We start from the raw sequence: 22,884 nt of genomic DNA, 5'->3' as shown, positions 1-22,884 counted from the left end.
CGTCAACCGGACCGTGCTCATGCTCCTGCGCCGGGAGCTCCCGGAGGACGAGTACGCCAGGATCGCCGCGTTCTTCGCCGCCGGCGCCCCCGACAACCCGAATCGCCACTCACGACCACTTGTACCGACGCCCTACTTGCCACTCACGACCACCCCGACCCAGCGTCCGACGGCAGCGCCCAACGTCGCGAAAGCCACTTTCGGGACGTCAGATGTCGCGAAAGTGGCTTTCACGGCACCCGAAGCTGGCAAGCGCGCGAGCGGCGAGCACGACACCCTTGCCTTTCCCCGCGCCCGGCGGTTCCCCCTCGGGTTCCAACCCGAAGGGCCACTCACGACTCAGCCGTGGCGGCCGGTGTGCCAGGCGTGCCACGCGTAGGCCTGGGCGTCCGTGAGCGACGCCACCTGGTCGACGACCACGCGCAGGCGGGCCGCGTCGTCCGGGGCGGCCTCCCACGCGGGCAGGAACAGGCCGTCCAGCGCGTCCGGCGCGCGGCGGCACAGCGCACCGACCAGTTCGGCGAGCGTCTGACGCTGGCCGTCCTGCATCGCGAGACGCCGTTTGTCGCTCATCACATACCGCAGCGCGAGCGCCTTGAACAACGCGACCTCGGCCGCGACCTGCTCCGGGACGACCAGCCGCGCGCTGTACCGGCTCAGCGGGCCCTCGCCGTGCACCTCCCGGGTCGCGCCGACGACCGCCGTCGCGAACCGGCCGACCAGCTCGCTCGTCAGCCGCTTCAGCGCGACCTGCGCTTTGAGCGATCCGTCGAGCCCGGGTTCGGTGAGTTCCGCGACCACGGGCAGGTCGAGCAGTTCCTTCGCCGCACCCTCCAAAGTGGACTGCGACTGGTCCGAGAACCGCCGCGCGGCCTCGGCCACCGCCGCGCGCTCCTCGGCGTCGGCCAGTACCCGCAACGAGATCCGGCCCGCGAGCACCCCGTCCTCGACGTCGTGCACGGAGTAGGCGACGTCGTCGGACCAGTCCATGATCTGCGCTTCCAGACAGGTGCGGCGGTCCGGCGCGCCCGAGCGGACCCACGCGAACACCTCGGCGTCGTCGGCGTAGACGCCGTACTTCGGATTGCCCTCTTCACGTGGCCACGGGTACTTCGTCGAAGCGTCGAGGCAGGCGCGGGTAAGGTTCAGCCCGCCGACGGCACCGCCTTCGAGCAGGACCTTGGGCTCCAGCCTGGTCAGGATCCGCAACGTCTGCGCGTTGCCCTCGAAACCGCCGCACGGCTGCGCGACCTCGTTCAGCGCGCGCTCGCCGTTGTGCCCGAACGGCGGATGCCCGATGTCGTGCGCGAGCCCGGCGGTGTCCACCAGGTCCGGGTCCGCGCCCAGCTCGTCCGCGATGCCCCGGCCGATCTGCGCGACCTCCAGCGAATGCGTCAGCCGGGTGCGGGGCACGCCGCTGACCTCGGCGCCCTCACCGGGGCCGACCACCTGGGTCTTGCCCGCCAGCCGCCGCAGGGCCGCCGAGTGCAGCACCCGCGCGCGATCGCGGGCGAAGGCGCTCCGCCCGTCCTCCGCGCCCTCCAGCGCCGCGCCCTTGGGCCGCTCGGGCAGCAGACGCGCCCTGTCGGCTTCGGTGTAGGTGTCCACGCGACCAGCTTAAACGCGATCACCGACACTGAGCGGGTTCAGACCTCCGCCGGGAACCTCGTGAGGCGGTAGTACAGCAGCGCACCGGTCTCCCGGACGATGTAGCGCGCCTGTGTCTCGCGGGTCTGCACGATCGGGCCGCTGTGGGTGGGCGACGTCCACGCCTCCAGACCGAGGTCGTCGGCCATCACCCGCGCGCGGAACGAATGCCACGGGTCGCTGACCAGCACCGCGGTCTTCCAGCCCCGCTTCTGCACCTGATCGGCGACAGCGCGCAGGCTGCGCAGAGTGTCGCTGCCCTCGCCGACCGGCAGTGTCGCCGACTCGGGCACGCCGCGTTTGCGCAGCCACTGCGCGCCGGCCTGCGCCTCGGTGTAGTTGTCGTCGGCCCGCTTGCCGCCCGCGGTGACGATGACCTTCGCGACGCCCTGGTCGTACAGCGTCTTCGCCTTGGCCAGCCGTGACTGGAAGATCTCCGACGGCCTGCCGTTGTACTGGGCCGCGCCGAGGACCACGATCACGTCGGCACGGTCACGCACGTCCTCCCGCGCGACCTGCCAGACGCGGAACGCCGTCCCGCCGATCACCGCGACGACGATCAGCAGGAACCCCGCCAGGGTCCGGCGCACCCGGTTCGCGCGGGTGGGCTTGGTCCGTTCGGCGGTACTCACGCCGGTGATTCTCGCAGAGCCGCGAGTCGATCTCAGAGCCAGCCGTGCTCTTCCGCGAGCCGCACCGCCTCGGCCCGCGTCCTCGCCCCGGTCTTGCCGATCGCGGCCGAAAGATGGTTCCGCACAGTGCCTTCGGAAAGGTGCAGCGCACCCGCGATGTCGGCCACCGTGCTGCCGTCCTTGGCCGCTTTGAGGACGTCGTGCTCGCGTCCGGTCAGCGGGCTCGCGCCGGTGGCGAGCGATTCGGCGGCGAGCGCGGGATCGACCACGCGGAGTCCACTGTGGACTCTTCGGACGGCGTCGACGAGCTGCTCCGGCGGCGCGTCCTTGACCACGAATCCCGCCGCGCCCGCCGCCATCGCCCGGGAGAGGTAACCCGGCCTGCCGAAGGTGGTGCAGATGATGATCCGGCACGACGGCAGCGCGACGTGCAGCTCGGCGGCGGCTTCGAGGCCGTCCTTTCCCGGCATCTGCACGTCGAGCAACGCGACGTCCGGGGCGGTCTCCTTCGCCCGGTGAAGCACCTCGTCGCCCGAGCCGACCTGGGCGACCACCTCGATGTCGGTTTCGAGGCCGAGCACGGTGGCCAACGCCCCACGCACCATGGCCTGGTCGTCGGCGAGCAGGACCCGGATCACGCGCAGCCTCCAGCGGGTTCGGTGAGCGGCGCGCGTGCGCCGCTCCGCACGGCGGATTCCGGTACCTCCGCGCGGACGAGCCATCCTCCCCCAGAAGGCGCGGTGGCGGTCAAGGTTCCGCCGACCGCGTCCAAGCGTTCTTTGAGACCGCGCAGGCCGTTCCCCGCCAGGACCTCGCCGCCGTCGCCGTCGTCCTCGATCTCCAGCCAGGTCTTGCCGAGCCGGACCTTGACCCGCTTCGCCCCGGAATGCCGGAGCACGTTGGTGACCGCCTCCCGCAGCACGTAGCCGAAGGTCCGCTGCAAGGCGGGGTCGACGTTGTCCACCGCGTGCGGCAGGTCCGCGTCGATCTCGGCCGCCCGCAGCGCCGCCCGGGCTCCGGCGACCTCCGCCGAAAGGGACACCTCGCGATATTCGGACACCGTGGCGCGGATGTCCGAGAGCGCGCTACGGGTCAGGTTCTCGACGTCGGTGATCTCCTGCAGCGCGCGGGGATCGTCCTTGCCGCCTTCGAGGATCCGGCGGGCGAGCCCGGCCTTGACCGTGATGGTGGTGAGGCTGTGACCCAGGATGTCGTGCAGATCCCGCGCCAGGCGCTCGCGTTCCCCCGCGACCGCGAGCGTCGCGATCTCCTCGTTCGCCGCCTCCAGTTTCCGCACCGCGCGGACGAGGTTCGCCATGAAGAACATCGCCGCCGTGATCGAGGTGACCGCGATGAGATCCCCGAAGTCGTCCCGCCCCTGGAAGAGGTGGACGACCAGGATCAGCAGCAGCGCCCCGCTGTCCAGGATCAGCGCCCACGCCGGCGGCAGGGTGAAGGCCAGCACCGCCGTCGCGTAGATCAGCACGTACGGGTTGGTGTCGGACAGGAAGGTCAGGACCAGACCGATGAGCAGCATCGACGCGGAGAGGGTGTAGGTCACCCTCCGCCGGGACGGGCGGAGCACCAGCGGGAACAGCACGTAGCAGGCGGAATAGGCGATCAGCAACAGGATGACCAGCACGTCCGCCCAGGTCCGCCCGGAGGAGAACAGGGTGAGCGCGGCGGGGATGAGCAGCGGCAGGACGAACAGGAGACCGAGCACGCCCCACCGGCCCGGCCGGGGTCCCCGGCCGGTCCGCGGCGGCATGTCCGCCCACCAGTTCTCACGGCTGTTCAAGCCCGTCGTCACCCTGCCCGGGTAGTCGCTCACCGGTTCACCTTTTTCTCAGACCCGCGCACTGTCTTTACGGTAACGCCTGACCACCAGCACCCCGAGGACCGCGGTCCACGCCGCCAGCACGCCCAGGGCGGCCGGGAGACTCACCGTGAGATGGTCGGTGACGACCGGGCGGACCAGCTGGATCAGCCAGTACGTCGGCGTCACCTGGGCGATGTCCGCCATCCACGACGGCATCCCGTCGATCGGGATCCACAGGCCGCCCAGGAAACCCATGCCCATCATGACGATCATGTTCAGCGGCTGCATCGACTCCGGGGTGCCGAACTGGCCCAGCAGCAGACCGAGCAGGACCAGCGGGATCGCCCCGAGCCAGATGCCGAACACCAGCCGCATCCAGCCGGCGGCGTCGAGGTGGACCCCCTGGACCAGGACCCCGATCAGCGGCACGAGGAGCAGTCCGGGAAGGGCCACGAGCATCGCCGAGAGCGCCTTGCCGCCGAGATAACCGGCGCCGGTCAGCGGGGTCAGCCGCAGCTGGCGCTGCCAGCCCGTGGACCGTTCGAGAGCCAGTTTCGCGCCGCTCGTCATCGCGGCGGAGAAGGTGCCGAACGCCATCATGTTGACCATGATCACCCCGGCGATGTTCACGTCGGCGGAGCCGAAAACGTTGGCCTGCAACAGGAACATCAGCACCGGGAAAGCGACGGCGAAGAGCACGAACCGCGTCGAACGGAAGGTGCGGACGATCTCGGTCTTGAGATAGGTCAGGTTCATCGGACGGCTTCCTCGGTGTTTTCCGTGTCGGTGGTCAGGGAAAGGAACGCGCCTTCGAGGCCGACAGCGCTGATCTCGATGTCGTGCGCTTCGGGGACTTCGGTCATCAGCGCGCGGAGCGTGGTGTCGGAATCGGAACTGGAGATCGCGACGCGGCCACCCCGGAGTTCGAACCCGGTGACCGCGGGCAGCCCCGCGATCACCGGCTCCGCCGCCGCGGGCACCGCCGCGCGGATCGTGCGCCCCCCTGCCAGCGCACGCACCTGCGCGACCGAACCGTCCGCGACGATCCGCCCCGACCGCATCAGCACGACACGGTCGGCGAACTCTTCGGCCTCTTCGAGGTAGTGGGTCGCGAAGAGGACGGTGCGGCCGGAGTTCGTGTACTCGTACATGGACTTCCAGAACTCGCGGCGCGTGCCGACGTCCATCGCGGCGGTCGGCTCGTCGAGGATCAGCAGGTCGGGATCGCTCACCAGCGCGACCGCGAACCGCACGCGCTGCTTCTGCCCACCGGAAAGCTTGGTGGAGCGCCGGTTCGCGATGTCCTCGATCCCGGCGCGGCGCAGCGCCTCGCGCACCGGCATCGGCTTGCGGTGCAGCGCGGCGACCATGCCGACGGTCTCGGCGACCGTGAGATCCTCGACGAGCGCGCCGCCCTGCAGCATCGCGCCGATCATCCCGTCGCCGACCGCCTCGCCCGGCTTCCGCCCGAACACGGTCACGGTGCCGCTGTCGGGCACGGACAGGCCCAGGATCATGTCGACCGTGGTGGATTTGCCCGCGCCGTTGGGGCCGAGGAGGGCGACCACCTCGCCCGGCGCGATCGTGAGGTCCAGGCCGTCGACGGCGTGGACGTCGCCGTAGTGCTTACGCAGGCCGGAAAGTCGTACCGCCGCCCCCGCGGTGATGTCTTGTTCTCGCATGCCTAGAGCTTGTCGCGCTCAGGCGTTCCGGCCGTGGGCCGCGCGTCATGACCTGGGGGTGACAGTTGTCAGGGGTGGGGCGTTCCAGTGGGGGGCGTGTTCGGTCGCACGCCAGCCTCGGTGTCGCCCCTGAGGACCGCAAGACCCGCTCATCACCCGCCGACACCGGTCCGTGAAGGCCTCCTTGAGGGACTCTGGGTCCCTCAAGGAGGCCTTCACGGACTTGGGCATCCCATAAGGACACTTCAATACGTACGTGAAGGGGGCGTCAGCAGCCGATCAGCCGACCCGCCAGGTAGGACTCCAGCTTGTCGATCGCGACCCGCTCCTGCGCCATGGTGTCGCGCTCCCGCACGGTCACCGCGTGGTCGTTGAGCGAGTCGAAGTCGACGGTGACGCAGTACGGCGTCCCGATCTCGTCCTGGCGCCGGTAGCGGCGGCCGATGGCGCCGGCGTCGTCGAAGTCGACGTTCCAGTGCTTGCGCAGCGCCGCCGCGACGTCGCGCGCCTTCGGCGTGAGGTCGGCGTTGCGGGACAGCGGGAGGACAGCGACCTTGAACGGCGCGAGCCGGTAGTCCAGCTTGAGCACCGCGCGGGTGTCGGTGCTGCCCTTGGCGTTCGGCACCTCTTCCTCGTGGTAGGCGTCGACGAGGAACGCCATCATCGACCGGCCGACACCGGCCGCGGGCTCGATGACGAACGGGCGGAACCGCTGCTTCGTGGCCTGGTCGAAGAACGACAGGTCGACGCCGGAGTGGTTCGAGTGCGTCGTGAGGTCGAAGTCGGTGCGGTTCGCGATGCCCTCGAGCTCGCCCCACTCCTGGCCCGCGTTGAACGCGAAGCGGTATTCGATGTCGACGGTGCGCTTCGAGTAGTGGGAGAGCTTTTCCTTCGGGTGCTCGTACAGGCGGAGGTTGTCCGCCTTGATGCCGAGGTCCTTGTACCACTCGGTGCGCGCGTCGATCCAGTACTGGTGCCAGGTCTCGTCCTCGCCCGGCTCGACGAAGAACTCCATCTCCATCTGCTCGAACTCCCGCGTGCGGAAGATGAAGTTGCCCGGCGTGATCTCGTTCCGGAACGACTTGCCGATCTGGCCGATGCCGAACGGCGGCTTCTTGCGCGCCGCGGTCTGCACGTTGAGGAAGTTGATGAAGATACCCTGCGCGGTCTCCGGGCGGAGGTAGTGCACGCCTTCCTCGGACTCGACCGGGCCGAGGTAGGTCTTCAGCATCATGTTGAAGTCACGCGGCGCGGTGTACTGCCCGCGGGTGCCGCAGTTCGGGCACGGGACCTCGGACAGGTCGTCCTCGGACACCTCCTTGCCCGAGCGGGCGGAGAAGTCCTCGGCCAGCTGGTCGGCGCGGAAACGCTTGTGACAGGACAGGCATTCGATCAGCGGGTCGGTGAAGACGTCGAGGTGACCCGACGCGCTCCAGACCTGGCGCGGCAGGATGACCGAGGAGTCGAGGCCGACGACGTCGTCCCGGCTCTGCACGACGGTCTTCCACCACTGGCGCTTGATGTTGTCCTTGAGTTCGACACCGAGGGGCCCGTAGTCCCACGCCGACTTGGTACCGCCGTAGATCTCTCCACACGGGAAAACGAAGCCTCGACGCTTGCACAGGCTGACGACGGTCTCAATGGTGTTGGCGGGCACTCCACGCTCCGAAGCATGCGGGGACGGGTATGGGTTAGAAGGACAAGCCTAACCGCCCGCCCCCGCGCGGCCTCCGGCGAGGTCGGACCGCTCAGGGGCGGGTGACCAACGAGGCGGTGACGATGCGGTTGTCCTCGTAACCGTCGGTCCCGCCGACGTATTCGCCACCACAGGTGACCAGGACCAGCCGGTGCGGTCCGTCCGGCCCGAACAGCTTTTCCGACTGCTCGGCCAGCTTCGTCTTGTGCACGGTGACGATCTCGCTGATCTTGTAGACCCACTTGCCGCCGTCGGTGTCGACGAGGTCGACCTCCTGACCGGTCTTGAGCCGCCACAATTCGTCGAACGGGCCCTTCTTGCCCTTCCAGTTCACGTGCCCGGAAAGCAGGGAAGCGCCCTGCTCGGCGCCGAGTTTCGCGCCCCACCAGGTGGCTTCGTCGAGCCCCTCGGGGATGGGCAGGGTCCCGTCCGCGGTCAGCTCCTTGCGGATCAGTTTCGCCGTGCCGCCGCCGGGAAGTTTGACCGTGCCGGGCGCTTGGCCCGTCTCGAGCGGGGCCTGCGACGGCTGCGCCGCGGACGTGTTCGCCTGATCCTGCGCGGCCGCGACGACCGGGTCACTCTTTCCGGCGAACATCAGCACCGCGACCACGGCCGCCACCACGAAGATCGCGGCGCCGGCGAGGATCAACCCCAGCTTGGAGCGCTTCTTCGGCTGCTCCGCGCTCGCCGTGCCGTCGTCGAACTGTCCCACCATCGGGTACTACTCCTTGCTCGCGTCAAGCCGCCGGAGCGGCCGGTGTCGCTAGACACGCGACGTGAGCCGAGAGGGGTTGCACCGACTTCCGCGTCAGGCGGGTGGTCCGGAGACGGGAGTAGCGACGATGACGCGGTTGTCGCGGTAGCCGTCCGTCCCGCCGAGATAGTCGCCGCCGCAGGTGACCAGCACCAGCCGATGCGGCCCGCTCTGCGTGAACAGCTTCGCCGCCTGCGCGGGCAGATCGTTCTTGTGCAGGGTGACGACCTCGCGGACGCGGTAGACCCAGATCCCGCCCGCGGCGTCGCTGACGGCGACCTCCTGGCCTTCCCGCATCCGCCACAGCTCGTCGAACGGCCCTTTGACGCCGCCCCAGTTGACGTGCCCGGAGATCAGCGCGGTACCCGCTTCGGCGCCGAGCCGCGCACCCCACCAGGCCGCGTCGCCGAGGCCGCGCGGGATCGGGAGGGTGCCGTCGGAGTTGACCTCGGAGCGGACGAGCTTCGCCGATCCACCGTCCGGCAGCCGGATGGTGCCGGGGCGCTGGCCACGCTTCGCGTTGTCGGCGGGCAGCACCAAGGGGGCGCCGTCCTCCCCCGGCATGACCGGGGGTTCGGCCACCGGGACCGCGGGTTCCGGCGGGATCCAGGTCAGCACGATCACGCCCGCGGAGATGGCGAGCGCGCAGACGACGGCGGAGAGTCCCGCCAGCCAGGTCCGCACCGGGCCGCTACTTCTCCCGCACCGGGACGGGTTTGCGGCGACGGAGGAGCAACATGGTCGCGGCGCCGATCACGATACCGCCGCCCAGCAGCCCGAGTCCGACCACGGTCCGCGTCGAGTCCTCTGCCTGCGGCGGGATGCCGCCCGCGGGGACCGTTCCCGGCACCGCGGGCTGCTCGGGCGCCGCGCCCGGTCCGGTCCCGCCCGCGGGCTTCGCCGTGAAGTTCTTCGGGATCCCGCAGCTCACGCCGCCGAGCACGATCGTCGTACGGGCCTCACGCAGGTCCTTGCCCGCCCCGTCGCGCACGTGCGTGACGATGTCCAGTTTCCAGCCCGCCACCGCGGTGACGTCGCCGTTGCGCCAGCCGTCCTGCCGGATGAGCTGGTCGAACGCGGTCACCCGGGACACGGTCAGGTCGGAAGTCGTCTTGCCCTTGTCGATGTTCTCGTTCTTGACGACCGACGGCGGGCCCAGTGTCAGCCCCTTGACGTCGATCCCCGAAGCACCGGCCGGCTTCAGCGCGCCGCTCTGGTCCCGCACCCAGATCTTCTCGACGCTCGTCGACGACGTCGCCTTGCTGGGCGAGGCGCAGTCGACGGAGCTCTTCGCGCCTTCGAGCACCAACACGGTGTTGTCGGCGGACTTCGCGCCGCCGCGCCCGTTGTCGATCAGGGCGTAGTTGCTCTCCGCGACCGCCGTCGGGACGGTGGTCTGCTGCAGCGCGGCGATCACGTTGTGGTCGCGGCCGGCGATCCCGGCCGGGTACGGGTTGTCGGCGCCGTAGCGGCCCAGGTTGATGTCCCATTTGTCGCCGAAGGTGTTCTTCTCGCCCTGGTCACGGGGAACCTGGGTGCGATCCGGGGAGAGCTTGGACTGACCGGGCGTCAGCGGCGACCGCTGGGTCTCGGTGACCAGCGATCCCGGGTTCCCGATGCGCACCGACGCCACGTTCGCGAACGACACGGGACCGGTCTTCTCATCGACGGCCTGCGTCGTCTGCGCGGAGGCGAACCCCGGGACCGACGCCAAAGCTACGGCCGCCGTCGCGGCGGCCAGCTTCGTCACGAAACGAGTCATTTCTCCCCACTGCCTCCCTCAGCCCTCGCGACAACCTTGCACCGTTGGCGACGACATGCGAAGTGGAATGGTCATTTCTCAGCGAAGTCACCCGAATGGAGCAGTAACGTCGCCGCCAAGTGGTCGCCCGGTCGGCGAACAGACCACCTCGGGCGGGAACACTAAGATGGACTCGACTGTTACTGGCAATGACTTCGGAAATCATGATGGACATGGAGGCGGCGATGGCTACGGTGACCCCGGACTCGGCCGCCCCGGGCTTCACGGAAGACCCCGGGCCGCATTCGGCGGCCCGCCCCCTCGCCGAACCCGCCGCGTCGGCCTCGGCCGCCGTCCTCGCGGACGCCGGCGACCTGCTCAGGGCCCTCGCCGCGCCCGTGCGCATCGCCATCGTCCTGCAGCTGCGTAACGCGGACCGGTGCGTACACGAATTGGTGGACACACTCGATGTGGCGCAGCCGCTGATCAGCCAGCACCTGCGGGTGCTCAAGACGGCGGGTGTCGTACAGGGTGAGCGACGCGGCCGTGAGGTGGTGTACCGGCTGGTCGACGATCACCTTGCGCATATCGTGGTGGACGCCGTAGCCCACGTTCAGGAGGGGAAGTGAGCATGAGTCCGACGACGGCCAACAGTTCCGCGCCGGTGCCGGGACGCCGGTCGACGAAACAGCGGGCCGCCGTGGTCGAGCTGCTCAAGGAGATCGACGACTTCCGTTCCGCCCAGGAACTGCACGACGAGCTGCGCAAACGCGGCGACGGCATCGGGCTCACCACGGTGTACCGGACGCTGCAGTCGCTCTCGGAGGCCGGTGAGATCGACGTCCTGCGCACCGACACCGGTGAGGCCATCTACCGGCGCTGCTCGTCGCACCACCACCATCACCTGGTGTGCCGCCTCTGCGGGAGCACCGTCGAGGTGGAGGGGCCCGCGGTCGAGCGGTGGGCCGAGAAGATCGCTTCCGAGCACGGCTTCTCCGACATCAGCCACACCGTGGAGATCGTCGGGACCTGCTCGAACCACTGACGAGTGTCATGAAAGGGTCGTTCAGGACGAAAAATGTCCTGAACGACCCTTTCATGACATCCGGTCAGTACTCGTAGGGGTCCTTCGGCGCCGGCACCTGCCGCACCGAGGTGAGCGTCAAGTCCGGCATGTAGCTGTTCTCCCGGACCGCCGTCCCCGGCACGACGGTCCCGGTCACTTCCAGCCAGGTGTCGTTGCCGAAACCCGACGCGCCCTCGCCCACCAGCCGCACGGTGATCGGGAAGGCGTCGGCCGCGCAGCAGCCGATGACCATCCTGGCCAGCATCGTGTTGCCCTCGTTGTGCACGACGAACCCCGACAGCCGCACCGTGCGCCCGTTCAGCGTCCCGCTCTTGTCCCAGCCGGCCCGGCTGACGAAGTCGTTGACCTCCAGTGGCACCACGTCACCGGCAGGGAGCGGGGGGAAGGCCGCGGCGTTGCTCGCCGAAGCGCTTTGCGGCGCCCTGGCCTCGGTCCGGGTCACCGAATCGGCGCCCAGCGCGGGCGGCGCGACCAGGAAGACGGCCAGCACCGGGACCATCAGCAGCCAGGCCGAACGGGTGTTGTGCTCGTGCGCGTGGACGTCTCCGGAGACGACGGCGGCGGCCCGCGCGGCCAGCAGGTCGCGGACGATCGCGACCGCGCCCAGCGCGACCATGATCGCGCCGCCGGCGATGATCCACGGCTGTTGCGCGGGCTTGACGTAGCGCAGGTAGTCACCGTTGACGGTGATCTTGAGCAGCGCCCCGCCGAGCAGGATCAGCAGGATGTTCTGGGTCTCGCGTTTCACGCGCCACCTCCCAGGATGAGCACGCCCGACACGACGGCGCAGGACAGCGCGACGACGAACGTCACCGGCGCGAACCGCAGCGCGAACGACTTGCCGAAGGTACCGGTCTGCAGGGCGAACAGCTTCACGTCGATCGCGGGCCCGACCACGAGGAACACCAGTTTCGGCAGCAGCGGCATCGCGGTCAGCGACGCGGCGACGAAGGCGTCGGCCTCACTGCACAGGGCCAGGACGACGGCGAGCACGGCCATCACCAGCACCCCGAGCACGATCTGCTCCCCCAGCACCCCGAACCACTTGGCGGGCACCAGCACGTTCATCGCGGCGGCGATCATCGCGCCGAGCACGAGGAACCCGCCCGCCTCGACCAGATCCGCCCGCGCGGTCTCGGCGAAGGTCTTCCATCGCGAACCGTGCTGGACGTCCGGCATGCGCCGCAGCGCCCGCTCCGCGATCCAGTCGAGCTTGCCCCACTTCGCCCACAGCCAGCCCATCACCATCGCCGTGGCAAGCGAACCGGCGAACCGGGCGAACACCATCTCCGGGTTCCCGGGGAACGCCACCGCCGTGGCGACCAGGACCACCGGGTTCACCGCGGGCGCGGCCAGCAGGAACGTCAGCGCGGCCGCGGGCGCGACGCCCTGGCCGATCAACCGCCGCGCGACAGGCACCGAAGCGCATTCACAACCCGGCAGGGCGACACCGGCCAGTCCCGCGACGCCGACCGCCGCGCCCGCCCGGCGGGGAAGCACCTTCTCCAGCACCCGCGCGGGCACGAACGCCGCGATCGCGCCGCTGATCAGCACCCCGAGCACCAGGAACGGCAGCGCCTGGACGCACACGGCGACGAACACCGTCGAGCCGGTCCGCAGCGCGGGCACGTCGAACACCTGCTGGAGCCAGCTCTGCCCGAGGATCGCGATCAGCAGGATCGCGCAGAGCACCTCGATCGAGGTGATCTTGAACCGCCGGGCAGGCTTCTCCGGGGCGCTCTTGGAAATGGTTTCCATGCGCGAAATAATGCCAGGTGACCCTGTGTCCCGGCGGTCAGTCCCCGGGGGTGGTGCCCAGCAGGTCGGAACGCAGCTGCGAAGCGGTCGACACGACCAGCATGAGCAGCGTCCCGAGCGGCGAGGGGTCCATGCCCTCGGCCGGGAACGCGTACCTCAGCGTGATGTCGATCCCCTTCTCCGAGCGCACGACCCCGAGCGTCCCGAACAGGCCCTGCCCGGCCCGTTCGGCGGCCGAGGCCGCGATCGCCGGGTCGTCCGGCAGATCCCAGGCGACGACGCAGGTCAGGCTCAGCACGGTCAGCCCTTCGGCCAGCCGGGTCGCCTGGATGACGCACGGGACGTCCGCGTGCGAGAAGGTCAGCGCGCCGTCGTCGTCGACGTGGACTTCGAGATAGCGCTCCAGGGCTTCCCGTGCCGACGTCAGCAACGCCGCCGTGTCCGCTGCTTCGGTGGTCATGAGGTCCCTTCGGAAGCCTTGTCGATGGCCCCGCCGAAGCGGCGGTCCCGTTTCGCGAACTCGAGGCAGGCCCGCCACAGGTGGGTGCGGTCGAAGTCCGGGAACAGTGTGTCCTGGTAGACCATCTCGGCGTAGGCCGACTGCCAGAGCAAGAAGTTCGACGTCCGCTGCTCCCCCGACGGCCGCAGGAACAGGTCCACGTCCGGCATGTCGGGCTGGTACAGGTACTTCCCGATGGTCTTCTCGGTGACCTTGTCCGGGTTCAGCTTCCCGTCGGCGACGTCCTGGGCGATCCGGCGCATGGCGTCGCCCAGTTCGGCGCGGCCGCCGTAGTTGACGCACATGGTCATGTTCAGCGCCGTGTTGTTCTTGGTCTTCTCTTCGGCGACCTGGAGTTCCTTGATGACGCTCGCCCACAGCTTGGGACGGCGGCCCGCCCAGCGGATGCGGACGCCGATCGAACCGAGGTAGTCGACCTGGCGGCGGATGGTGTCGCGGTTGAAGCCCATCAGGAAGCGGACCTCTTCCGGGCTCCGTTTCCAGTTCTCGGTGGAGAACGCGTACACCGACAGCCATTTGACGCCCAGCTCCACGGCGCCGCTGGCGACGTCGATCATCACCGCTTCGCCGCGTTTGTGGCCCTCGATCCGCGGCAGCCCGCGCTGGTTGGCCCAGCGGCCGTTGCCGTCCATCACCAGCGCCACGTGCTTCGGGAGGAGTTCCTGAGGGATCTCCGGCGGCCGGGCACCGGACGGATGCGGCTCCGGCGCGCGAAGTTCGAATTGTGACGCCTTGTTCTCGCGTCCCCTGCGCAGCACCTTCGAGCCTCCTGATCGAGTGAATCCGTGACTGCGACCCTACTGCGCCGGAGTAGTGGTCTCCCGCGCACGCCTCTCCACCAGCGGCAGCGAGCGCAACTGGCGCTCCAGATGCCACTGCAGATGCGCCGCGACCAGGCCGGACGCGTCCCGCCGCGGCACCGGCAGCGACGCTTCGGCGACCGGCCACTCGCCGTGCAGGAGCGCGGCGAGCAGGGTCAAGACCTCTTGGGACGGGTGGACGCAGCCGGGAACCCGGCAATCCGGGCACATCGAGCCACCGGCCGACACGCTGAACGCCTTGTGCGGGCCAGGCAGGCCGCAGCGGGCGCATTCGGTGATCGCGGGCGCCCATCCCGCGTAGGCCATGGCCCGCAGGAAGAAGGCGTCGAGAATGAGGGAACTGTCCCGTTCGCCGCCCGCGAGCGCCCGGAGGGCTCCGACGACGAGCATGTAGAGCTTGAGCACCGGCTCGCCCTCTTCGGCGGACAGCCGGTCCGCCGTCTCGGCGATGGCGCTCGCGGCGGTGTAGCGCTGGTAGTCGGCCACCAGCGGCAGCGCGAACGCGTCGACCGTCTCGACCTGGGTGATCACGTCGAGCGAACGGCCCGTGTAGAACTGGACGTCGACGTGCCCGAACGGCTCCAGCCGCGCCCCGAAACGCGATGACGTCCGACGCACGCCCTTCGCGACCGCACGGACCTTGCCGTGCCGCCGCGTGAGCAGGGTGACGATCCGGTCGGCCTCACCCAGCTTGTGCGTCCGCAACACCACTCCGGTGTCGCGATAGAGGTTCACCACCCCGACATCGTCCCACCCGGGACCGACATCGGGGTGGTGCGCCCCGGAATCAGCAGTAGCGGCCGTAGCAGCTGGGCACGGAAGCGGCCGCGACGATCGAGACGATGATCATCACGATGGCGAAGAGACAGCCGAGACCACCGATGATCGAAGCGATCATGCACATGGTCCTCGTCGACCTCGACGCGTCCGCGGCGGCGGCGTAGTTGCCCTGCATCTTGTAGGTGTTGACCTCGTTGGACTTCATGATCGCGAAGATCGCGATGATCCAGCAGAGGAAGATGCAGCCGATCGCCCAGCCCTTGTAGTCCTTGATGGCGTTGATGTCGCCACCGCCACCGGGCATGCCGCCCGGCGCACCGTAAGGAGACGGCGCGCCGTAGGGGGCGGGCTGGCCGTAAGGAGCGGGCATGCCACCGGAAGGCGGCCCGTAGCCAGGCTGCTGCTGTCCGTAGGGCTGCTGCTGGCCGTAGGGGTTGGTCATTGAGAAGTCCTCGTGGTTCTTTCGGTCTCAGAACGCCGTCGCGACGGCCAGGATGATCCAGAGAATGGAGAACAGGCAGCCGACCCCGCCGATGATCGAGGCGATCATGCACATGGTCTTCGTCGACTTCGACGCGTCCATGGCGGCGGCGTAGTTGCCCTGCATCTTGTAGGTGTTGACCTCGTTGGACTTCATGATCGCGAAGATCGCGATGATCCAGCAGAGGAAGATGCAGCCGATCGCCCAGCCCTTGTAGTCGGGGATCGAGTTGATGTCCCCTCCGCCGGGCATGCCGCCCGGAGCGCCATACGGCGCGGGCTGACCATACGGGGCGGGCTGCCCATACGGCGCCGGCTGGCCGTACGGCATGGGGTTCGCGCCCGAAGGCTGGCCGTACGGTGCCGGCGTGGCACCGGACGGAGGTCCGTATCCGGGCTGAGGCTGCTGGCCATAGGGCTGCTGCTGGCCGTAGCCGGGCTGCTGGCCGTACGGGTTCGTCATCGGGGTCCCCACTTTTGTCGCGCTTCCCGGCGGGTGGATCCCGCCGGTCGTTCCTTACTGCTGCGGCGTCCCGGGCCCGTTCGGCCCGCCCTCCGCCCCGGGCGGCTGCTGCCTCAGCTGCTCGGGCGTTATCTTCTGCGTCGGCTCGGCTTCGTCGAACCCGGACGGCGCCTGCTGAGCCTGCGGCTGACCCGGGCGGAGTACCTGGGTCGGTTCCGGCTCACCGAAGCCCGGTCCGGGCTGGGACTCCGGGGAGGCCGCCGCGGTTCCCTGCGGCTGCTGACCGGACGGCTGCCGGCCGAACGGCTGTGCCTGCTGGGGCTGCTGCCCGAACGGCGACTGCTGCTGCGGCGCGCCGAACGGCTGCTGCGGCTGGTGTGCCTGCTGGCCGAACGGCTGCGACTGCGCGGGAAACGACGACGAAGACGACGGTGCCGGGAAGCCCGGGGTCTGGCCGAACGGCGCCGACACGGCGGCGGCTTCGCCCGGCACGACGACGGTGCTGAGGATCTTGTCGGCGAACGTCTGTTTCTTCTGGTCCCAGAGCGGCCAGAGGTAACCGAGGCCGCAGACCCAGCCGTCGAGGTTGTGGCACAGGTCCCGGACGAAGGCCATCAGCGGACCGATCGGCTGCCCGTCGCTCTCGCGGACGAGCTTGATCTTCATGACCTTCTTGCCGAGCGACTGGCCGGTGGTGCCCATGGTGATCCACCGGTTGTAGATGGTCCAGCCGAGCCCCGCGAGGTAGCCGATGCCGGCGATGATGCCGCCGAGGAGCGAATTCGCGTTCGTGGCGATGACGGAGCCGATGATCGGGAGCACGACGATCGGCGCGAAGTCGATCAGTGTCCCGGCCGCGCGCAGGCCCCAGTGGGCGTAGTCGGTCTGCGGCCCGAACTGGGGGGCGGCCTGGCCGAACGGCGACTGCTGACCCGGCTGACCGAACGGCGACGACTGGCCCTGCTGCTGGCCGAAGGGCTGCTGCTGCTGCTGCGCGCCGAACGGCTGCTGGGGCTGCTGCCCGAAAGGTGACTGCTGCTGACCGAACGGGGAAGGCTGGTCTCCTTGCGGTGGCTGACCGAACGGCGAGGGCTGCTCTCCCGATGGCGGCTGTCCGAACGGCTGCTGCGGCTGCGGTGACTGCTGCTGCCCGTCCCCCGGCGGAGGCCCGGATCCGGGTGGCGGCTGCTGTCCCGGCGGCTGCTGGCCGTAGGGAGTGGTCATCGAAATCCCCTCGCTGGTTCCTCGCCCCTGGCGCACGGGGCCTCGTCGGCGACCCGGGCTGAATGTACGGCATGGGTACACACCGAGCAGACCGGTGCGCGGGAGCGTACTCGGTACCACCGACGATCCGGGGCCCGGCCCGGCACTCAGACGTAGAGCGAGGTGAACGGGGCGAAGGGCAGGTTACGGATGACGAACCAGACGACGAACACGATGCCGAACGCGAGCGGTGTCCACCGCCAGTGCAGCCAGCTGTCCACCGACCGGCCGCGGAGCCTGCCGACCGCCCAGGCGACAGTGCTCCAGACGAGCAGCAGAACGACCACAAAGGACACCGCGTTGTAGTGCAGCGCGGCGGGGATGTCCCCGTGCAGCGCGCTGTAGACCATGCGCATACCGCCGCAGCCCGGGCAGGCGATGCCCAGCAAGGCCTTGGTGGGACAGACCGGAAGCGGTCCGCCCGGGGTGGTGGGATCGCCCAGCCAGAGGACGACGCAGCCCGCCGCGGCACCGGCGGCGACGGCGAGGGGCGGCCCCAGCGCGCGGGCCCGTGCTTTGAACCCGCGCGCCGGGAATCCCGTATAGACGGACGACGTCACGGCGTGAAGCTTCCCGCCGACGCTCCGATGATCACCATCACCACGATGAAGATGATGTACAGCAGGAAAAGACCGCCGGTGGCGATCGCTCCCCACATGGACCACTTCTTCGCGTCGTCGGCGGCCTTCTGGGCTTCGGCGTGGAAGCCCTGCGCCCACAACGTCTGCACCTGGCTCGACTTCACGATCGCCACGATACCCAGCGGCAGACAGCACAACACCGTGCAGAGAATGGCCCACACCAGGTTGTTGTCCGGCGGAGGACCATAGTTCGGCGCGCCGCCGTAATACGGCTGCTGCGGCGGTGGCCCGCCCGGAGGCGGGTAGTTCGGGTACTGGTCGGTCATGAGGTCTCCCCCTCGGTCGCCGCTATCAGCGGTAGTTGTTCACGTCCACCGAACCCGCGAAGACGCCGAGGACGACGACGAGCACGACGTAGAGGATGGCGATCACGACACCGACGATCGCGGCGATGATCGACCACTTCTTGGCGGCGTCGGCCGCTTCCTGCGCGGCGGCGGGCTGGCCCTGCGCCCAGAGGGTGTTCACCTGGTTCGCCTTGACGATCGCGACGATGCCGAAGGGCAGGCAGCACAGGATCGTGGTGAGGATCGCCCACACCAGGTTGTTGTTGGGCGGCGGGCCGGGGTTGTTGAAGCCGCCACCGCCCTGAGGGTCGCCGGAGTAGTTGGGCAGGCCCTGGTTGTCGGTCATTTACCGCTTTCCCTTCACGAATGAAATGTGGAAATCGCCCCGCGCGCCGCCGCCCGATCAGCGATCACCGGAGTCGAGGAGTGAGACTCTAAGGTCACCCGTCCGGTTCCACACCGTCAATCGGTCTCCGCGACCGAATCGAGACATTCCGTTAAGTCAGAAGCCCAGCCGTCGCAACTGTCGGGGGTCGCGCTGCCACTCTTTGGCGACCTTGATGTGCAGGTCGAGGTAGACCTTCGAACCGAGAAGACCCTCGATCTGCTGCCGGGCGCGGGCGCCGACGTCCTTGAGGCGCTCACCCTTGTGCCCGAGGATGATGCCCTTCTGGCTCGGTCGTTCCACATAAAGGAACGCGTGCACGTCGATCATGTCGTCCCTGCCCTCGTGGGGCAGCATCTCCTCGACGGTGACGGCGATCGAATGCGGGAGTTCGTCCCGGACGCCCTCCAGCGCGGCCTCGCGGATCAGCTCGGCGACCAGGGTCTGCTCGGGCTCGTCGGTGAGTTCGCCGCCCGGATACAGCTGCGGGCCTTCGGGAAGGTGGCGCACCAGCAGGTCCGCGAGCGCGCCCACCTGGAAACCATCCACAGCGGACACCGGGATGAGCTCGGCGAACTCCATGACCTCCTGCAGGGCGAGCAGCTGCTCGGCGACCTGCTCGGGTTTCACGAGATCCGTCTTGGTGACGACGCCGATCACCGGCGTACGCTTGGCGATCTTCTTGAGTTCGGCGGCGATGAACCGGTCGCCGGGGCCGACTTTTTCGTTGGCGGGCACGCAAAGCCCGACGACGTCCACTTCGGACCATGTCGAGTGGACGATGTCGTTGAGCCGCTCGCCGAGCAGCGTCCTCGGCCGGTGCAGGCCCGGTGTGTCGATGATCACCAGCTGGGCGTCGTCGCGGTGGACGATGCCGCGGATGGCGTGCCGGGTGGTCTGCGGTTTGCTGGAGGTGATCGCCACCTTGCTGCCGACGAGCGCGTTGGTCAGCGTCGACTTGCCCGCGTTGGGCCGCCCGACGAAGCAGGCGAAACCGGAACGGTGCGGCTCGGCCATCAGTTCAGCACCTTGCCACTGGGGTCGGCGAGATAGATCGGGGCTTCCTCGGCGATGTCGCGCACCGCGTGCACGGACGCCTCCTTGAGCAGGCCCTCGGCGGTGACCACGACGGCGGCTTCGATTCCTTCGGCTCCGCTCGAAACGGCGGCGGCGACGGCGACCTGGAGCGCGGTGAGCTTGAACGACGGCTGGTCGACCGTGCTCGCCGCGTAGGTGCGGCCGTCGGTGTCGCGGAGCGCGGCGCCTTCCTCGGCCTGGGTGCGGGCTCGCGCGGACCTGGCCAGGGTCACCAGCTTCTGGTCCTCGGCGTCCAGCTCAGGCATGTTCGACACTCCTGTCACTTTCATCGGGCTGCGAGACCCGGGTGCGGCGCCTGCCCTGGGCTGCGTCGGTCACCGCGTCCGCGTCGGCGGGGTGGACGACCACCGTGGTGATCCGCATCCGCCCGCGCCGGTCCTTACCGCCTTCGGCGAACAGCCGAAGTCCGGCGACCTCGGCTTCGGCCCCCGGCAGCGGGACCCTACCGAGTCGCTCCGCGAGCAGCCCGCCCACGGTCTCCACGTCGTGGTCTTCGAGGTCGATCCCGAACAGTTCGCCCAGGTCGTCGATCGAAAGGCGGGAGGAGACCCGGACCGCGCCGTTTTCGAGTTCTTCGACCTCGGGGCGTTCGTCGGTGTCGGATTCGTCGGTGATCTCGCCGACGATCTCTTCGAGGATGTCCTCGATGGTGAGCAGGCCCGCGGTGCCGCCGTACTCGTCGACGGCGATGGCCATGTGGTTGTGCGAGACCTGCATCTCCTTGAGCAGGTCGTCGAGCCGCTTCGAGTCCGGCACGAAACTCGCCGGGTTCATCAGCTCTTCGACCAGGCGCAGCGACCCGCCTTCGGCCATGTACGCGGGCATGAGGTCCTTGATGTTGACGACGCCCGCGACGTCGTCGACGGAGTCGCCGATCACCGGCAGCCGGGTGAACCCGGTGCGCAGGGCCAGCGCGAGCGCCTGGCGGACGGTCTTGTCGTGCTCGATCCAGACGATCTCCGTACGCGGCACCATGACTTCGCGCGCGACGGTGTCGCCGAGCTCGAACACCGAGTGGATCATCTCGCGTTCGGATTCCTCGACGACGCCGCGTTCCTGGGCGAGGTCGACCAGCTCGCGCAGCTCGACTTCGGAGGTGAACGGGCCTTCGCGGAAACCGCGACCGGGGGTGATGGCGTTACCGAGGACGATCAGCAGCCTGCTGAGCGGGCCGAGGATGGAGCCGAGGACGCGGACCGGGCCCGCGACGACGAGACCGATCCGGTACGGGTGCTGACGGCCGAGGGTGCGCGGCCCGACGCCGATGATCACGTAGCTCACCACGACCATCACGCCCGCGGCGACGACGATGGCGAGCCACAGCGGGCGGATCCAGCCGAGGATGTCGACGGTGACCAGCACGGTGGCGGTCAGCTCGCAGGTCATCCGCAGCAGCAGGATCAGGTTGATGTGGCGGCGGCGTTCGGCGATGACCAGCGACAGCTGACGCGCGCCGGGGCGCCCGAGCCGGACGAGGCCGTCGGCGCGGGCCTTGGAGACCGTGCTGACCGCCGCGTCGGCGGCCGCGAACACCCCGGCGAGCAGGATCAGCGCGATGGCGATGAGCAGCAGGGCCGTGGGACTACCCATGTCCGCGGGCCTAGGCGGGAGGTTCGTCGGCGGGCACGGTGTCGAGACCCGCTGTGCCGAGGAGCCTGTCGTCCGCGGAGCGCTGCGCGTCGCGCTTGTTGTGCGCGGCGACGGCGGCCTGGAACTCGCCGAGGATCCGCTTCTGCAGACCGAACATCTCGCGTTCCTCGGCGGGTTCGGCGTGGTCGTAGCCGAGCAGGTGCAGCACGCCGTGGGTGGTGAGCAGGTGCAGCTCGTCCATCAGCGCGTGGCCCGCCGTCTTGGCCTGGTCCTTCGCGAACGCCGGGCACAGCACGATGTCGCCGAGCAGCGCGGGCGAGGCGTCGGGCGCGTCGGGGCGGCGGGACGAGTCGAGCTCGTCCATCGGGAAGGCCATCACGTCGGTGGGACCGGGCAGGTCCATCCACCGCTCGTGCAGGTCCTCCATCACTTCGAGGGTGACGAGCAGGATGGACAGCTCGGCGAGCGGGCTGACCTCCATCTTGTCGAGCGCGAACCGCGCGGCCGACACGATCGAGGTCTCGTCGACGTTCACGCCCGATTCATTGGCGATCTCGATGCTCATGAACGGCGCTGACCCTTCCAACCGCTGCTCTGGTCCTTGCTGTCCTGCACTGCCTGCCACTTCTCGTACGCATCGACGATGTCGCCGACGAGCTTGTGCCGCACGACGTCCTGGCTGGTGAGCTGGGCGAAGTGCAGGTCCTCGACGCCTTCGAGGATGTCCCGGACCACCCGCAGGCCGCTCTTCTGGCCGTTGGGGAGGTCGACCTGGGTGACGTCGCCGGTGACGACGATCTTGGCGCCGAAGCCGAGCCGGGTGAGGAACATCTTCATCTGTTCCGGCGTGGTGTTCTGCGCTTCGTCGAGGATGATGAAGGCGTCGTTGAGGGTGCGGCCGCGCATGTACGCGAGCGGCGCGATCTCGATGGTGCCCGCCTGCATCAGCCGCGGGATCGACTCGGGCTCGACCATGTCGTGCAGCGCGTCGTAGAGCGGGCGCAGGTACGGGTCGATCTTCTCGTTGAGCGTGCCCGGCAGGTAGCCGAGGCGCTCGCCGGCTTCGACCGCGGGGCGGGTCAGCACGATGCGGGTGACCTGCTTGGCCTGCAGCGCCTGGACGGCCTTGGCCATGGCGAGGTACGTCTTGCCGGTACCGGCGGGGCCGATGCCGAAGACGATGGTGTGCTTGTCGATGGCGTCGACGTAGCGCTTCTGGTTGAGCGTCTTGGGCCGGATGGTCTTGCCGCGCCGGGAGATGATGTTCATGCTCAGCACTTCGGCGGGCGACTCGGAGTCACCGGTGGAGAGCATGCCGACGGTGCGGCGGACGGTGGCCGGGTCGACCTGCTGGCCGCGGCCGGCGAGCGTCACGAGTTCGGCGAAGACGCGTTCGGCGAAGGCGACGTCGGCGGGGGCGCCGGTCAGGGTGACCTCGTTGCCCCGGACGTGGACGTCGGCGGCGAGGAGTTCCTCGGCGACTCGGAGGTTTTCGTCCCTGGAGCCGAGCAGGCTGAGCGCGGCGGCGTCGGGAATGGGGAATCGGGACTGGGCCGCTTCGGTGACGGCGGCCTCGTCGGCCTTCGTCGGGGTGACGTCCGCGGGAACGTCGGGTCGGGCGGCTTCACCCGGTACGGTTCCGGCCACGTGGCCTCGGGCCTACTTCCTGCGCTTACGCTGCGATTTTCAACGACACTGACAAAATCGATGTTACTGCTTGCGGGTGTCGGCACGCAGTCC

General features: G+C 69.2%; 28 protein-coding genes. 2 read left to right on the top strand and 26 right to left on the bottom strand.

Translation table 11 applies throughout. The features are described 5' to 3' along the window. Nucleotides 1-339 precede the first annotated feature (339 nt). From AB0N89_RS11430 to AB0N89_RS11385, 10 genes are all read right to left on the bottom strand, one after another. Nucleotides 340-1,608, bottom strand: coding sequence for a deoxyguanosinetriphosphate triphosphohydrolase (locus AB0N89_RS11430; RefSeq protein ID WP_364203248.1), 1,269 nt, complete (start codon nt 1,606-1,608; stop codon nt 340-342). Between the two features lie 38 nt (nt 1,609-1,646). Next, entirely contained in the window at nt 1,647-2,279 is a 633-nt protein-coding gene (locus AB0N89_RS11425; protein ID WP_364203246.1) for a YdcF family protein, read from the bottom strand. Nucleotides 2,280-2,311: 32 nt separating this feature from the next. Then, a complete protein-coding gene (locus tag AB0N89_RS11420; RefSeq protein WP_364203244.1) occupies nt 2,312-2,917 on the bottom strand; it encodes a response regulator transcription factor in 606 nt (201 codons plus the stop codon). Next, nucleotides 2,914-4,110 (bottom strand): sensor histidine kinase, encoded by a 1,197-nt coding sequence (locus AB0N89_RS11415; RefSeq protein ID WP_364203242.1) that lies wholly within the window; start codon nt 4,108-4,110, stop codon nt 2,914-2,916. Before AB0N89_RS11415 ends, AB0N89_RS11420 begins: the two co-directional genes overlap by 4 nt. Before the next feature lie 15 nt (nt 4,111-4,125). Then, nucleotides 4,126-4,854 carry an ABC transporter permease gene (locus tag AB0N89_RS11410; protein ID WP_364203239.1) on the bottom strand — a complete coding sequence of 243 codons (729 nt, stop codon included), beginning with the start codon at nt 4,852-4,854 and terminating at the stop codon, nt 4,126-4,128. After that, nucleotides 4,851-5,780, bottom strand: a complete 930-nt coding sequence (locus AB0N89_RS11405; protein ID WP_364203236.1) for an ABC transporter ATP-binding protein — start codon at nt 5,778-5,780, stop codon at nt 4,851-4,853. The genes AB0N89_RS11410 and AB0N89_RS11405 overlap by 4 nt, the downstream gene beginning before the upstream one ends. Before the next feature lie 268 nt (nt 5,781-6,048). Beyond that, nucleotides 6,049-7,437: a glycine--tRNA ligase gene (locus AB0N89_RS11400; RefSeq protein WP_364203234.1), complete on the bottom strand. Its 1,389-nt coding sequence runs from the start codon at nt 7,435-7,437 to the stop codon at nt 6,049-6,051. A 91-nt stretch (nt 7,438-7,528) separates the two neighbouring features. Next, entirely contained in the window at nt 7,529-8,191 is a 663-nt protein-coding gene (locus AB0N89_RS11395) for a class F sortase (RefSeq protein ID WP_364203231.1), read from the bottom strand. Between the two features lie 93 nt (nt 8,192-8,284). Next, nucleotides 8,285-8,914: a class F sortase gene (locus AB0N89_RS11390; protein ID WP_364203228.1), complete on the bottom strand. Its 630-nt coding sequence runs from the start codon at nt 8,912-8,914 to the stop codon at nt 8,285-8,287. Nucleotides 8,915-8,921: 7 nt separating this feature from the next. After that, the gene (locus AB0N89_RS11385) at nt 8,922-9,992 is read right to left on the bottom strand and encodes a hypothetical protein (protein WP_364203226.1); all 1,071 of its coding nucleotides are present in this window, start codon (nt 9,990-9,992) and stop codon (nt 8,922-8,924) included. Nucleotides 9,993-10,180: 188 nt separating this feature from the next. On the opposite strand from AB0N89_RS11385, the gene AB0N89_RS11380 reads away from it, so the two are divergent. Together AB0N89_RS11380 and AB0N89_RS11375 are read left to right on the top strand one after the other, a co-directional pair. Beyond that, nucleotides 10,181-10,600 carry a metalloregulator ArsR/SmtB family transcription factor gene (locus AB0N89_RS11380; protein WP_020629375.1) on the top strand — a complete coding sequence of 140 codons (420 nt, stop codon included), beginning with the start codon at nt 10,181-10,183 and terminating at the stop codon, nt 10,598-10,600. 2 nt (nt 10,601-10,602) lie between these two features. Beyond that, nucleotides 10,603-11,016 carry a Fur family transcriptional regulator gene (locus AB0N89_RS11375; RefSeq protein ID WP_020629376.1) on the top strand — a complete coding sequence of 138 codons (414 nt, stop codon included), beginning with the start codon at nt 10,603-10,605 and terminating at the stop codon, nt 11,014-11,016. Nucleotides 11,017-11,080: 64 nt separating this feature from the next. Here AB0N89_RS11375 and AB0N89_RS11370 read toward each other — a convergent pair whose 3' ends face one another. The 16 genes from AB0N89_RS11370 to AB0N89_RS11295 all read right to left on the bottom strand — a co-directional run bounded on the left by AB0N89_RS11370 (nt 11,081) and on the right by AB0N89_RS11295 (nt 22,791). After that, nucleotides 11,081-11,806, bottom strand: coding sequence for a TIGR03943 family protein (locus AB0N89_RS11370; RefSeq protein ID WP_364203223.1), 726 nt, complete (start codon nt 11,804-11,806; stop codon nt 11,081-11,083). Beyond that, nucleotides 11,803-12,816, bottom strand: coding sequence for a permease (locus AB0N89_RS11365; RefSeq protein WP_364203220.1), 1,014 nt, complete (start codon nt 12,814-12,816; stop codon nt 11,803-11,805). The genes AB0N89_RS11370 and AB0N89_RS11365 overlap by 4 nt, the downstream gene beginning before the upstream one ends. Nucleotides 12,817-12,853: 37 nt before the next feature. Then, nucleotides 12,854-13,276, bottom strand: coding sequence for a hypothetical protein (locus AB0N89_RS11360; RefSeq protein WP_364203217.1), 423 nt, complete (start codon nt 13,274-13,276; stop codon nt 12,854-12,856). Continuing rightward, nucleotides 13,273-14,094 (bottom strand): isoprenyl transferase, encoded by an 822-nt coding sequence (locus AB0N89_RS11355; RefSeq protein ID WP_364203214.1) that lies wholly within the window; start codon nt 14,092-14,094, stop codon nt 13,273-13,275. The genes AB0N89_RS11360 and AB0N89_RS11355 overlap by 4 nt, the downstream gene beginning before the upstream one ends. A 39-nt stretch (nt 14,095-14,133) precedes the next feature. Beyond that, nucleotides 14,134-14,895: a DNA repair protein RecO gene (recO, locus tag AB0N89_RS11350; RefSeq protein ID WP_038517050.1), complete on the bottom strand. Its 762-nt coding sequence runs from the start codon at nt 14,893-14,895 to the stop codon at nt 14,134-14,136. A gap of 49 nt (nt 14,896-14,944) precedes the next feature. Continuing rightward, nucleotides 14,945-15,379, bottom strand: coding sequence for a CD225/dispanin family protein (locus AB0N89_RS11345; protein ID WP_364203211.1), 435 nt, complete (start codon nt 15,377-15,379; stop codon nt 14,945-14,947). A 27-nt stretch (nt 15,380-15,406) separates the two neighbouring features. Beyond that, the gene (locus AB0N89_RS11340; protein ID WP_364203208.1) at nt 15,407-15,880 is read right to left on the bottom strand and encodes a CD225/dispanin family protein; all 474 of its coding nucleotides are present in this window, start codon (nt 15,878-15,880) and stop codon (nt 15,407-15,409) included. A gap of 54 nt (nt 15,881-15,934) precedes the next feature. Then, nucleotides 15,935-17,104 carry an RDD family protein gene (locus AB0N89_RS11335; RefSeq protein WP_364203205.1) on the bottom strand — a complete coding sequence of 390 codons (1,170 nt, stop codon included), beginning with the start codon at nt 17,102-17,104 and terminating at the stop codon, nt 15,935-15,937. A 146-nt stretch (nt 17,105-17,250) separates the two neighbouring features. Continuing rightward, nucleotides 17,251-17,703 carry a DUF2752 domain-containing protein gene (locus AB0N89_RS11330; protein WP_364203202.1) on the bottom strand — a complete coding sequence of 151 codons (453 nt, stop codon included), beginning with the start codon at nt 17,701-17,703 and terminating at the stop codon, nt 17,251-17,253. Then, nucleotides 17,700-18,050, bottom strand: coding sequence for a CD225/dispanin family protein (locus tag AB0N89_RS11325; RefSeq protein WP_364203199.1), 351 nt, complete (start codon nt 18,048-18,050; stop codon nt 17,700-17,702). The genes AB0N89_RS11330 and AB0N89_RS11325 overlap by 4 nt, the downstream gene beginning before the upstream one ends. A 25-nt stretch (nt 18,051-18,075) precedes the next feature. Then, nucleotides 18,076-18,417 carry a CD225/dispanin family protein gene (locus AB0N89_RS11320; protein WP_364203196.1) on the bottom strand — a complete coding sequence of 114 codons (342 nt, stop codon included), beginning with the start codon at nt 18,415-18,417 and terminating at the stop codon, nt 18,076-18,078. A gap of 156 nt (nt 18,418-18,573) precedes the next feature. Beyond that, a complete protein-coding gene (era, locus tag AB0N89_RS11315) occupies nt 18,574-19,473 on the bottom strand; it encodes a GTPase Era (RefSeq protein WP_005158763.1) in 900 nt (299 codons plus the stop codon). After that, entirely contained in the window at nt 19,473-19,799 is a 327-nt protein-coding gene (locus tag AB0N89_RS11310) for a cytidine deaminase (RefSeq protein ID WP_364203194.1), read from the bottom strand. Before AB0N89_RS11310 ends, era begins: the two co-directional genes overlap by 1 nt. Beyond that, entirely contained in the window at nt 19,792-21,144 is a 1,353-nt protein-coding gene (locus AB0N89_RS11305) for a hemolysin family protein (protein WP_364203191.1), read from the bottom strand. The genes AB0N89_RS11310 and AB0N89_RS11305 overlap by 8 nt, the downstream gene beginning before the upstream one ends. A gap of 10 nt (nt 21,145-21,154) precedes the next feature. Continuing rightward, nucleotides 21,155-21,709, bottom strand: a complete 555-nt coding sequence (gene ybeY, locus AB0N89_RS11300; protein WP_364203188.1) for an rRNA maturation RNase YbeY — start codon at nt 21,707-21,709, stop codon at nt 21,155-21,157. Next, entirely contained in the window at nt 21,706-22,791 is a 1,086-nt protein-coding gene (locus tag AB0N89_RS11295) for a PhoH family protein (protein ID WP_364203185.1), read from the bottom strand. The genes ybeY and AB0N89_RS11295 overlap by 4 nt, the downstream gene beginning before the upstream one ends. Between the last annotated feature and the right edge of the window lie 93 nt (nt 22,792-22,884).

Origin of the sequence: Amycolatopsis sp. NPDC089917 (assembly GCF_040684635.1) — a bacterium.
Taxonomy (GTDB): domain Bacteria; phylum Actinomycetota; class Actinomycetes; order Mycobacteriales; family Pseudonocardiaceae; genus Amycolatopsis.
This window is presented reverse-complemented; position numbering and strand designations above follow the sequence as displayed.